The organism is Lysobacter sp. CCNWLW3 (genome assembly GCF_036697405.1).
Taxonomy (GTDB): Bacteria; Pseudomonadota; Gammaproteobacteria; order Xanthomonadales; family Xanthomonadaceae; genus Lysobacter.
This window is the reverse complement of record NZ_JBAHWA010000019.1, coordinates 26,884-39,069: the sequence shown is the minus strand read 5'-3', so window position 1 is coordinate 39,069 and position 12,186 is coordinate 26,884. Positions and strand designations below refer to the sequence as shown.

General features: G+C 71.2%; 9 protein-coding genes and 1 riboswitch. Of the genes, 4 read left to right on the top strand and 5 right to left on the bottom strand.

All coding sequences use genetic code 11. The features are described from left to right. Window positions 1-31: 31 nt before the first annotated feature. The 5 genes from V1318_RS19230 to gcvP form a co-directional block, all read right to left on the bottom strand. The gene (locus V1318_RS19230) at window positions 32-799 is read right to left on the bottom strand and encodes a LytTR family DNA-binding domain-containing protein (RefSeq protein WP_332941375.1); all 768 of its coding nucleotides are present in this window, start codon (window positions 797-799) and stop codon (window positions 32-34) included. After that, window positions 792-2,060, bottom strand: coding sequence for a histidine kinase (locus V1318_RS19225; RefSeq protein WP_332941374.1), 1,269 nt, complete (start codon window positions 2,058-2,060; stop codon window positions 792-794). Before V1318_RS19225 ends, V1318_RS19230 begins: the two co-directional genes overlap by 8 nt. Before the next feature lie 160 nt (window positions 2,061-2,220). After that, a complete protein-coding gene (locus V1318_RS19220) occupies window positions 2,221-3,087 on the bottom strand; it encodes a hypothetical protein (protein ID WP_332941373.1) in 867 nt (288 codons plus the stop codon). A gap of 21 nt (window positions 3,088-3,108) precedes the next feature. Continuing rightward, window positions 3,109-4,620: an XVIPCD domain-containing protein gene (locus V1318_RS19215; protein ID WP_332941372.1), complete on the bottom strand. Its 1,512-nt coding sequence runs from the start codon at window positions 4,618-4,620 to the stop codon at window positions 3,109-3,111. Window positions 4,621-4,840: 220 nt separating this feature from the next. After that, entirely contained in the window at window positions 4,841-7,720 is a 2,880-nt protein-coding gene (gcvP, locus tag V1318_RS19210) for an aminomethyl-transferring glycine dehydrogenase (RefSeq protein ID WP_332941371.1), read from the bottom strand. 100 nt (window positions 7,721-7,820) lie between these two features. Further along, a riboswitch (glycine riboswitch) is annotated at window positions 7,821-7,987 on the bottom strand. Window positions 7,988-8,411: 424 nt separating this feature from the next. On the opposite strand from gcvP, the gene V1318_RS19205 reads away from it, so the two are divergent. The 4 genes from V1318_RS19205 to V1318_RS19190 all read left to right on the top strand — a co-directional run bounded on the left by V1318_RS19205 (window position 8,412) and on the right by V1318_RS19190 (window position 12,167). Then, a complete protein-coding gene (locus tag V1318_RS19205) occupies window positions 8,412-9,134 on the top strand; it encodes a hypothetical protein (RefSeq protein ID WP_332941370.1) in 723 nt (240 codons plus the stop codon). 113 nt (window positions 9,135-9,247) lie between these two features. Beyond that, complete coding sequence (locus tag V1318_RS19200; protein WP_332941369.1) at window positions 9,248-9,685, top strand: VOC family protein; 438 nt, start codon at window positions 9,248-9,250, stop codon at window positions 9,683-9,685. Next, window positions 9,685-10,947: a multidrug effflux MFS transporter gene (locus V1318_RS19195; RefSeq protein WP_332941368.1), complete on the top strand. Its 1,263-nt coding sequence runs from the start codon at window positions 9,685-9,687 to the stop codon at window positions 10,945-10,947. Before V1318_RS19200 ends, V1318_RS19195 begins: the two co-directional genes overlap by 1 nt. A gap of 17 nt (window positions 10,948-10,964) precedes the next feature. After that, window positions 10,965-12,167, top strand: a complete 1,203-nt coding sequence (locus tag V1318_RS19190; RefSeq protein WP_332941367.1) for a DegT/DnrJ/EryC1/StrS family aminotransferase — start codon at window positions 10,965-10,967, stop codon at window positions 12,165-12,167. The last annotated feature ends 19 nt before the right edge of the window (window positions 12,168-12,186 follow it).

Genomic DNA, 12,186 nt, shown 5'->3' with positions numbered 1-12,186 from the left:
GCTTGCGGTGGAGCGGACGTTCGCGGCGCAGTTACATATGCCGGAACAGCGCCATGAACGGCTGGCTCACGCTCAGCGTTTCCGCGCGCTGCTTGAGCCGCACCGTGCCGCGGCCGCTGTCGTCGCGCACGATCGCGGCGATGGCCTTGAGATTGACGATGGTCGAGCGGTGGATCTGCTTGAACGCGTTCGGGTCCAGCACCGCCAGCAGCTCGCGGATCGGCGTGCGCAGCAGGGCCTCGCCGTCGGCGGTGACCACGGTGGTGTATTTGTGATCGGCGCGGAAGTAGGCGACGTCGTCGACCAGGATCAGGCGGGTTTCGCGGCCGGCGCTGGCGGTGATCCAGGTCAGCGGCGGCGCCTGCGTGCGCGGCAGGCCGGCGCCGAGCTGGCGCAACAGGGCGGCGAGCGCGGCGCTGTCGGCGCTCTCGGCGCTGCCGCGCGCCTGCAGCCGCTGCACCGTCGCGGCCAGGCGCTCGGCTGCGATCGGCTTGAGCAGGTAGTCGATCGCGCCACGCTCGAAGGCGTCGACCGCGTACTGATCGTAGGCGGTCACGAACACGATCCGGGTCTGCGGGCTGGTCTCGGCCGCGGCGGCCGCGACTTCCAGCCCGCTCAGCCCGGGCATGCGGATGTCGAGGAAGGCCACGTCCGGGCGATGGCCGGCGATGGCTTCCAGCGCCTCGGCGCCGTCCTCGCACTCGGCCACCACTTCCAGCTGCGGCCAGGCCTCGGCCAGCAGCTCCAGCAGGGATTGGCGCAGCAGCGCTTCGTCTTCGGCGATGACGGCCTTAGCCATGGCGTGCGTCTCGATCAAAAGCGGCGGGGACCGTAAGGGTCGCGGCCACGCCGTTGGGGAAGTTGGCGACCACGGCCAGCGACGCGTCGGCGCCGTAGACCAGCCGCAGGCGTTCGCGCACGTTCTTCAGGCCGATGCCGGTGCCGCCGGGCTGGCTGCCGAAGCCTTCGCCGTCGTCGGCCACGGTCACCGCGACCGCCTTGCCGTCGCGGCGCGCCAGGATCCATACCATGCCGCCGCCGCTGCGCGGCTCCAGGCCGTGCTTGATCGCGTTCTCGACCAGGGTCTGCAGCATCATCGGCGGCAGCGGGGTGTGGCGCAGCGCCTCGGGCACGTCGACCTGCACGGTCAGGCGCGGCCCCATGCGGATGCGCAGGATTTCCAGATAGGCCTGCGCGCGTTCCAGTTCCTCGCCCAGGGTCGACAGCGCGTCTTCGGTGCGCGGCAGCGAATGGCGCAGGTACTGGATCAGGTGGCCCAGCATCTCGTCGGCGCGCGCCGGATCGGTGCGGGTCAGGTACTGCGCGCTGGCCAGGGTGTTGTAGAGGAAATGCGGTTCGACCTGGGCGTGGAGCAGGCTGAGCTTGGCGACGGTGAGTTCCTTCTCGGTCACGGTCTGGGCGACCGCGGCCTGTTCGTTGCGGCGGCGCTCGGCGACGCGGCGGGCGATCGCGCGGGTGATCGCCTCGGCGTTCTCCAGGTTGGTGCCGTCGTCGACCCGGAACCAATCGCTCCAGGCGCCGCTCTCGGGCTCGCAGACCAGGGTCAGGCTGCCGCTGCCGTCGCGCGGCGTGACCAGGGCCAGGATCTGGTTGCGCGGCACGCCGAACCAGTTGAGCGGGTTGTAGCGTCCCAGCGGGCGCCGGCCGTAAGTGTCGGGGCGGCGCACCTTGGCGCGCACCTGCAGGCTGTCGCGTGCGCTCTCGATTTCCTCGCTGCGCGGCAGTTCGCGGATCGCCGCGTCGAGCAGGTCGAAGGCCTCGCCGGCCTCGAACGGCACTTCGATCTGGCGGCGCTGGCGGTTGGCCAGGGTGCTGCCGTCGATGTGGCCGGCGATCAGGCGCACCCGCCGCAGGTGCGAGAAGGCGCCGGTGATCACGAACGCGCCGACGATCAGTCCGACCAGGAACACCGGCCAGGGATCGTTGTCGCCGTAGGTGCCGCTCAGGCTGGGCAGCGCCGACCAGGCCAGGGCCAGGATGAAGAACAGCACCGTCCAGGCGGCGATGATGCGGACTAGGAAAAACCAGCTCTTGATCACGGTGCGGCCCGGCTACGTCGTTGCAGGCAAGCATAGCGACGCGCCGCGCCGGGGCCAGCGGCGCGCGACGAAAGCGGGCGTGGAGCGACGAAACGGCGCGGCGCGGGTATCGGGCGAAGCCAGGCGCACCGTTCGGCGCGCCTGCGATGGGCCTGGGGGGCTACTTCTTGCCGAGCACGTAACGGTCTTGCGGGTCCGGGCAACCCTCGTCGCGGGGTGGGCAGGGCCATAGCTTGCGCGGCAGGCTGTCGCGCACCTCGAAGCGGTCGCCGTTCCAGACCACGAAGCCGGCGTGGGCCTTCATGCCGCCCTGAAAGCTGCGTGTGTCCTTGGCCGGCAGCGGCCGCTCGGGGTCGGCTTCCACGACCCAGCGCAGCACCGGCACGACGCCGGCGCGACTGTCGTCCAGCGCGATCGGATTCGCGCCCAGCGCGCGGTAGCGGTCGAGGCGTTCGCGCCCCAGGCTCAGTTCCGGTGCGCGCAAGCTGGCGGTGACGTCGGCCGGCGCCCGGCCCGCCGCGACGAGGTAGGCGCGCAGTCCGCTATCGGCGAACTCGGCCTGGGGCCGCGCGCAGGCGCGCCGCGCCGCCGCCAGGTCCTCGGTCGACTCGGTCTGCACGGTGGCGAGGCTGGCGCAGGCCATGCGCATTTGCACGAGATAGCCGGCGGTTCCGCGGCGATTGCCCTCGAAGCTGCGCAGCCACAGGCTGTAACGGGCGCCGTTCTTGTCGGCCAGCAGATACTCCGTGCGGCCGCCGGCGCCCGCAACGCTGCTCAGATAGACCTGTGCGCCCATCAGGCGTTGGCGCAGCTGCTTGGGCAGCAACACGTCCCGGGTCGGCAGCGAGGACACGAAGGCGACGATGGCCTCCGGGGCGGCGGCGTAGCGGCCGTTCTGGATCACCGGCCCGCTGACCGGCGAGAACCCCGCCAGGCCGGCGCTCCCGGCCTTGGGCGGCGCGGCGCCAACGCTGACGCATGCGCCGAGCAGCGCGGCGGCGAGCAGGATCTTCGAACTGGGGGGCACGGGCGGACTCCTGTAGCGGTACTAGTGCGCGCGACGCGGCGCTTCCTGCTGCTGCGTGCGCTGCGGATCTTCCAGGGCCGGCGCGGGCGCGGCGGGCTGGTTGCGACTGAGCGCGTCCAGGCGGTTGATGCTGGCCTCCGGCGCGGCATGGGTCGCCACGTCGGCCGACACCGCGACGCGCGCGGCGGCGGGATCGCCGGGCCGGCCCTGGACCATGAACAGGATCTCGCCGGCGGCCCGCGTTCCAGTGGCGTTGTTGGTGGCGATCGCGCTGACGTCGGACAGGTTGGCCTGCTTGGCTTCGGCCAGCAGGTGCAGGTTGACGCCGTCGCGATTGCGATCGTAGGGCGGGCCGAGCGCGCTCAGGTGGCCGTCGATCTGCGTATACATGCGATGGTCGGCATGGTTGGGATCGCGCGGGTCGCCGGGCGTGCGGGCCGGAGCGGCGCCCTGCGCCGGCGCCTGCTCGGCCGGCGCCTGATTGCGCTCCTGCTGTTGGCCCGGCGCGACCGAGGTCAGCACGTACTGCCAGCGGGTCTGGTCCGGATTGGCGCGCACCGTGTCGATGAAGGCGCTGTGTTCGCCGCCGCCGATGGTCTGGCAGCCGGCGGAGTCGGTGTTGGTGTTGCTGCCGCGATGGATCTTGAACGTGTTGTTGAGGTCCTGGACGCCGCTGACGTCGCGCGAGTCGAACCAGCCGTCGGCATTGGTGTCGCGTTCGACCATGTTGCGGCCGTTGCGTACCGCCTCGTCGGAGGGCCGCAGCGAGAACTCGCGGCCGCTGCGGGTGTGGCCGTTGCTGGCGTGCTCGGTCCTGACCATCTCGACCGTGCCTTCGGCCAGGCGCCCCAGGTCGCGCACGTTGTCGCCGTTGACGTCGTCGCCTTCGACCTTGCGCCGGGCGACGTTCTCGTAGCCGGGCGAGGTCGCCATCCGCGGAACCTGGCGCTCGGTGTCGGCATAGATGCGGTTGCCGTCGCTGCCGGCGTGGTGGTCGTACTGCGCGGTGGGCTCGGTGGTGGCGTGGTTGAACTCGCGCGCATGGCGGCCGCCGTCGGCGTCCTTCCAGACCACGACGATGCGGTCGTCGTACTCGCCGCGGCCGCGATGGTCGGTGGTGGCGTTCTCGTTGCGCATGCCCAGGATCACGCGGTCCTGGGTGTTGAGGGCGTCGCGCGCGGGCTGGGTGCCGCGCGCACCGATCACGCTGGCGTAGACGTCGTACTGCTGCGCCTGCGACAGGCCCTGGGTCTCGGTGTCGGCGGGAAAGCGCGGCGCCGCGGTGGCGCCGCGCAGGCGTTCCAGGGTCGGATTGAGGGTGGCCGCGTCCTCGGCCGAAAGCGCGTCGGGCGCGCGCAGGGCGGTCAGGCGATCCTGCGCGCGCACGGCCACGTAACGGTCCAGCGCTTCCTGCACCACCACGCCCTGGTCCTGGCGCAGGGCGTCCAGTCGCGCCGCGGCTTCGCGGTTCTGGCCTTGGTTGAGCAGGGCGACGACTTCGTTGGCCGAGGCGTTGATGTCGAGTTCGGGCATGGGAAAGTCCTTTTCCGGTTGAGCGGTCGCGTGGTGTGCCGGTGGCGCCGGGCGCCGGTACGCCGGCGCCGCGGGCCCAGCCTAGCACCGGCTCGTGGCGCGCAACACCTGGGGCGCGTCCGGCCGTGGGACCGCTGCGCCGAAACCACGGTCCGCGGCGGTCGGCGGGCAAGAAAAAGCCCCGCGGCGCGGGGCTCTTCCCTTATCGCAGCCGGGCCGCTCAGGCCTCGGCTTCTTCTTCCTTGTAGGCGTCGACCGGGATGCAGGCGCACATCACGTTCTTGTCGCCGTAGACGTTGTCCACGCGCGCGACCGGCGGCCAGTACTTCTGCTGCTTCAGGCTGGGCAGCGGGAACGCGGCCAGCTCGCGCGGGTAGGCGTGGGTCCACTGGCTGGCCGAGACCGCGGTGGCGGTGTGCGGGGCGTGCTTGAGCGGGTTGTCCTCGCGGTCCAGCGTGCCCTGTTCGACCGCGCGGATTTCGTCGCGGATCTGGATCATGGCGTCGATGAAGCGGTCCAGTTCGTGCTGCGATTCGCTCTCGGTGGGTTCGACCATCAGCGTGCCGGCGACCGGGAAGCTCAGGGTCGGGGCGTGGAAGCCGAAGTCGATCAGGCGCTTGGCCACGTCCTCGGCGCCGATGCCGGTGGCGTCCTTGAGCGGGCGCAGGTCGAGGATGCACTCGTGCGCGACCAGGCCGTTGCGGCCGGTGTAGAGGGTCTCGTAGTGCGGGGCCAGGCGCTTGGCGATGTAGTTGGCGTTGAGCAGGGCGACCTGGGTCGCCTTGCGCAGGCCGGACGCGCCCATCATGGTGATGTACATCCACGAGATCGGCAGGATCGAGGCCGAGCCGAAGCTGGCCGCCGACACCATGCCGACCGCGCCTTGGCCGCCGAGCGTGCGCGGCAGGAACGGTGCCAGGTGCGACTTGACCGCGCACGGGCCCACGCCCGGGCCGCCGCCGCCGTGCGGAATGCAGAAGGTCTTGTGCAGGTTGAGGTGCGACACGTCCGAGCCCCACTTGCCGGGCTTGGCCACGCCGACCAGGGCGTTCATGTTGGCGCCGTCGGTGTAGACCTGGCCGCCGTGGGCGTGGACGATCTCGCAGATCTCGACCACGTCCTCTTCGAACACGCCGTGCGTGGACGGGTAGGTGATCATCAGCGCGGCCAGGCGGTCGCTGTACTTCTCGGCCGCACGGCGGATGTCCTCGACGTCGACGTTGCCGTTGCTGTCGCACTTGGTGACCACGACCTGCATGCCGCACATCTGCGCCGAGGCCGGGTTGGTGCCGTGCGCCGATTCCGGGATCAGGCAGATGTCGCGGTGGCCTTCGTTGCGCGAGCGGTGGTAGGCGCGGATCGCCAGCAGGCCGGCGTATTCGCCCTGCGCGCCGGAATTGGGTTGCAGGCTGACCGCGTCGTAGCCCGTGCACTCCACCAGCATGGCTTCGAGTTCGTCGATCAGCTGCTTGTAGCCCGTGGCCTGGTCGGCCGGCGCCAGCGGATGGATGTTGCCGAACTCCGGCCAGGTCACCGGGATCATCTCGGCGGTGGCGTTGAGCTTCATGGTGCAGCTGCCCAGCGGGATCATGGTGCGATCCATCGCCAGGTCCTTGTCGGCCAGGGTGCGCATGTAGCGCAGCAGTTCGTGCTCGCTGTGATGGGTGTTGAACACCGGGTGCTGCAGGAACGCGCTGCGGCGGCGCAGGCCGGCCGGCAGGGCGTCGGCGGTGGCGGCGTCGAGCGCGTCGATGTCGTCGATGCGGGCGCCGAACAGCGCGGCCAGTTGCACGACTTCGGCGCGGGTGGTGGTCTCGTCCAGGCTGACGCCGACCCGGCTCGGATCGCCGCAGTAGTTCAGATTGATGCGCGCGGCGGTGGCCTTGGCGTACAGGGCGTCGGCATCGACGCCGATCACGTCCAGGGTGTCGAAGAAATCCGGGCCCACGGTGAGGCCGGCCTGGCGCAGCGCGCCGGCCAGGATCGCGGCCAGGCGGTGCACGCGGCGCGCGATCCGGGTCAGGCCCTCGGGGCCGTGGTAGACGGCGTACATCGAGGCCATCACCGCCAGCAGCACCTGCGCGGTGCAGATGTTGGAAGTGGCCTTCTCGCGGCGGATGTGCTGCTCGCGGGTCTGCAGGGTCAGGCGGTAAGCGGGCTTGCCTTCGGCGTCGATGGAGACGCCGATCAGGCGGCCCGGCATCGAGCGCTTGTAGGCGTCGCGGCAGGCCATGAAGGCCGCGTGCGGGCCGCCGAAGCCGAACGGCACGCCGAAGCGCTGGCTGTTGCCGACCACGATGTCGGCGCCCCATTCGCCGGGCGCGGCGATCAGGGTCAGGGCCAGCAGGTCGGTCGCCACCGCGACCAGCCCGCCGCGCGCGTGCACGGCCTCGGCCAGGGCCTTGTGGTCGCCGATCTGGCCGCGGGTGTTGGGGTACTGCAGCAGCACGCCGAAGCTGTCGGTGGCGAGCGCCTCGCCGTCGTCGCCGACCTTCAGGTCGATGCCCATGGCCTCGGCGCGGGTGTGCAGCACTTCCAGGGTCTGCGGATGCACGTCGCGCGAAACGAAGAACAGATTGGACTTGGACTTGGCCGAACGCTTGGCCAGGGTCATGGCCTCGGCCGCGGCGGTGCCTTCGTCCAGCAGCGAGGCGTTGGCGATCTCCATCCCGGTCAGGTCGGCGACCATGGTCTGGAAGTTGATCAGCGCCTCCATGCGGCCCTGCGAGATCTCCGCCTGGTAGGGCGTGTAGGCGGTGTACCAGGCCGGGTTCTCGAGGATGTTGCGCAGGATCACGTTGGGGGTCAGGGTGCCGTAATAGCCCTGGCCGATGAAGCTGCGGAACACCTGATTCTTGTCGGCGACGGCGCGGATCTTGGCCAGCGCCTCGACTTCGGTCATCGGCGCCGACAGCGCCAGCGGCGCGGGCGACTTGATCTTGGCCGGCACGATCGCGTCGGTCAGCGCTTCCAGCGACTCGTGGCCGACCGCGCGCAGCATGTGCGCGATCTCGGCGTCGTTGGGGCCGATGTGGCGTTCCAGGAAGGCGTCGTGGTGCTCGAGCTCGCGCAGGGAAGGGCGATTGACAGCTGAAGTCATGGCAGGGGGCGTCCGTAGGCAAAAGGAGGGGCGTTCCGGCCCGCCGGCCTCACGGCCAACGGGCGCTCGCGGGCTCGCGGCCATGCCGCTCGAAAGCCCCGCTCGCCCCTCTGTCCTTTTGCCTGAGAGTTTGGAAGCGCCGCTGCGCACAGGCAGCTGGGGGAGGGCATCCTGGGTAGGAATCGCTCCTGTACGGCTCGCTTCGTGCCCCTTCGGCGCCGGTTCCGTCCGATGATCCGGGCGGTCGGTCTCTCCAGAGTTTGTACACGCGGCGGTATGGGGCCTGAGCGATTACGGGCGTTGCGCCTTCGGCAGCGGTCGGCGCCCTTGCGGGTCCGGCCGGCTTCTCCCACCGCGTGTTTCAAGCCCGGGATTATAGCCGGATGCCGGCGCCGGGTCAGGAGGCGGCCGGTTCAGTTTGCGACGCCAGGCCGTACCATGGGGTTTCGCCGTTCGTGGGTCATGGGTCGTCTATGCAGCCGTGCCGAGTCGTAGGGAAGGGGCATCGCCCCGGCGTGCGCCGGCGCTGCGCGCTCGCTGCTGCATGCAGGCCGCCGGGCGCGCGGCGATGAGCGACGGATCCGGGGCGCCCGCACGGGCCAAACGGCGCAAGCGCGCGGGCCACGGCGTGCAGGGACCGGCCAAGCCTGCGTTCGCGTCTGGCGGGGGCGGGGCGGCTGCGATCGAAGCCGTGGCAGGCGCCGAGCCCGAGGCCTGGGCGGTGCGCGTGTGGCGCCGCCTGATCGGGGAGCCCAGCCTAGGGCTGAGCGTGGCCTACCTGTTGATGTCGATGATCGGGCTGTGGACCAACTACTGGTTCTATCGCCAATTCGGTCTGCCGATCCTGGAGTACATGCACGCCGGCGATTATCTGGTGGCCGGCCTGCGCGACCCCGGCTACGCCCTGGTGCTGGCCGGGTCGGTGCTGGTGGCGTGGCTGGTGAGCTGGCCGGAGATCTACCGCAAGCAGCATCCGCGCCGCGTGCGCGAGATCCAACGGCGCTGGTGGGGGCGGCTGGTGTTCCCGGAAGCGGCCGTGTTCCGCTGGACCCTGCTGCGGATGAAGCCGGAGACCGGCATTGCCTTGATGGTGTTCGTGGGCATGGCCATGACCACATGCTCCTATGTGATCGGCAAGGCCGCGCGGATTCGCGAGCGCGCCGAGGGCCACGTGGTGCAGGTGAGCCTGGCGGGCGAGTCCGCGCCGCTGCCCGGCGACGCGCGCCTGCTCGGCACCAGCAGCGCCTATGTGTTCCTGTGGTGGCCCGGTGCGCGGCGCGCCGAAGCGCTGCCGATCGAAAGCGTCGGCCGTTTGCAGACGCCGCCGCTGTTGCGCCAGCGCGGCGCCTCGCCCGCAAGACCTCCCGCCGAGACGCCAGTGCCCGCATCGGCCGCTGCCGCGACCGCGCCTTGAACGCCGCTGCGATCGCGACGATCAAGCGACCGATCCGGACAGTCGCGCATGCCGCCGTCGCGGCGACGCGGTTGTATGCTGTCGTCATCTCCACGATGCCGCGGTTCCATCGCATGAGCGCACCCCCGTTCCGCTTGCTGCAACTCGATCACGTGGTGTTGCGGGTACGCGATCCCGAGGCCATGGTCGCCTTCTACCGCGACGTGCTGGGCTGCAGCGTGGAGCGCCGCCAGGACGAGATCGGCTTGATCCAGCTGCGCGCCGGCCAGTCGCTGATCGATCTGGTCGGCGTCGACGGCAAGCTCGGCCGCATGGGCGGCGCCGCGCCCGGCGCCGAGGGCCGCAACATGGACCACCTGTGCCTGCGCGCCGACCCGTTCGACCGCGCGGCGATCCTCGCCCACCTGGACGCGCACGGCGTGCGCATCGGCGATTTCGGCTCGCGCTACGGCGCCGAAGGCGAGGGGCCGTCGCAGTACCTGTTCGATCCGGAAGGCAACCTGGTCGAACTCAAGGGCCCGCCGGACGCCGGCGCGGCGGCCGCGCACTGATGTCGGATCCGGCTGCACCGCGCGCGCTCGCCAAGCCCGCGCGCTATCTCGCTCCGCTGCTGGCCGGCCTAGCGATGTTCGGGCCGTTCTCGATCGACACCATCTTCCCGGCGTTCCCGGCGATGGGCGCCGAACTGGGCGCCGACAAAGTGGCGATGCAGCAGACCATCAGCGTCTACCTGATCGCCTACGCCCTGATGAGCATCGTCCACGGGCCGCTCTCGGACGCGATCGGGCGCCGGCGCGTGATCATCGGCGGCCTGTTCGTGTTCACCCTGGCCTCGGTCGGTTGCGCGCTGTCGCGCGACCTGGGCACCTTGCTGGTCTTCCGCGCGGTGCAGGGCCTGTCGGCCGGCGTCGGCCTGATCGTCGGCCGCGCGGTGATCCGCGACGTGCTCCAGGGCGACGACGCCCAGCGCCTGATGAGCCACGTCTCGATGATCTTCGGCATCGCCCCGGCGATCGCGCCCATCATCGGCGGCTGGATCCTGGGCTGGAGCCACTGGCCGGCGATCTTCTGGTTCCTGGTCGCGTTCTCGGTGCTGCTGCTGATCGCGACCCTGCGGGTGCTGCCGGAAACCCATCCGCCGGCCTCGCGCCTGCCGCTGGTGCCGCGCCGCTTGCTGCGCGACTACGTGGCGATCTTCGTCAATCCGCGTTTCCAGCGCCTGACCGCGGCCAGCGCCTTCAACTTCGGCGCGCTGTTCCTGTACATCTCCTCGGCGCCGGCCTTCGTGCTCGACCTGCTGCGCCTGGACGAGCGCTCGTTCGCCTGGTTCTTCGTGCCGATGATCGGCGGCATGGTGATCGGCGCCTTCGTGTCGGGGCGCACCGCCGGCAAGGTCGGCGGCCAGCGCATGGTCCGGATCGGCTTCGCCTGCACCATCCTGGCGATGGCGCTCAACGTCGCCTACAACCTGTTCGACGCGACCCCGCAGGTGCCGTGGGCGGTGATCCCGATTTCGCTGTGCTCGTTCGGCGTGGCCCTGGTGTTCCCGATCGTGACCCTGGCGATCCTGGACATGTACCCGCGCCAGCGCGGTTCGGCCTCGTCCCTGCAGGCCTTTACCGGCCTGGTGCTCAACGCCCTGATCGCCGGCGTGCTGTCGCCCTTGGTCAGCGGCAGCGGCGCCTCGCTGGCGATCGCGGGGCTGGCCTTCGTGGTGGTGGGCTGGGGATTCTGGCGCTGGGAGTCCGCGCGTTCGATGCTGGAGCCGCCGGCCTCGGACGTGCCCGCGATCGAGCCGCCGGACACGCTTTAGCCAGGAGCGCGCCCGCGATGCTGCCGCGGCAACGACCCGACATCGGCTGGCTCGACCTGCTTCACGGCGCGGTCTATGTCGTGCGCGGCGGCGATCCCGAACGCGCCCAGGCCGCAGTCGAGGCCGGCGCCGATGCGCTCGCGCGCGACGGCCGCCACAGCCTGGCCAGCCTGTCGGTGCGCAGCGGCTTCGATCGTCTGCTGGCGACCCTGCAACTGCCGCCGGGCAGCGAGGTGCTGGTGTCGGCGGTGACCATCCGCGACATGATCGCGGTGATCGAACAGCACGGCCTGCGTGCGGTGCCGGTGGACGTGGACGCCGACAGCCTGCACGTGGACGAAGCCGCGCTGGCCGCGTCGCTCACGCCGCGCAGCCGCATGCTGCTGGTCGCGCACCTGTTCGGCAGCCGCATGCCGCTGGACGGTTTGCTCGCGTTCGCGCGCCGGCACGGCCTGTTGCTGGTCGAGGACGGCGCCCAGGCCTACACCGGCGACGGCTGGTTCGGCGAGCCGGCCTGCGACGTCAGTCTGCTCAGCTTCGGTCCGATCAAGACCGCGACCGCGCTCGGCGGCGCGCTGCTGCGCTTCGTCGACCCCGACCTGCGCGACCGGGTGCGCGCGGCGCAGGCGCGCCAGCCACTGCAGGCGACGCGCGCCTTCGCGCATAGGGTCGGCAAATACGCCCTGCTCAAAGCCTTGACCGGGCGTGCCGCCTACAGCCTGTTCTACCGCGCCTGCCGCGCGCTCGGCGTCGACCACGACGCCCTGATCAACCGTTCTGTACGCGGTTTTTCCGGCGGCGAGCTGTTCCTGCGCATCCGCCACCGCCCCTGCGCGGCGCAGTCGCGGCTGCTGCTGCGGCGGCTGCGCGGCTACCCGCAGGCGCGCGTGGCGCAACGCGCGCAGCGCGGCCAACGGTTGCTGGCGGCACTGCCGCTGGCGCGGCCGGGGCGTGCGCTCGCCGACTCGAGCCATTGGGTGCTGCCGGTGCTCAGCGCGGACCCGCCGCGGCTGGTCGCCGGCTTGCTGGCGTGCGGTTTCGACGCGACCCGCGGCGCGTCCAGCTTGTACGCGGTGCCTGGCGATACGCCGCCTGGCGCCGGCGATCTGCGCCGCGCCATGGCGGCGGTGGTATACCTGCCAGCGCCCGAGAGCGAGCGCGACCTGCGCCGGCTGAGCGAGGCGCTGCGCGCGAGCGCGACGGACGCAGCGTCCGCATGAACCGCGGCCCCGGGCGCCG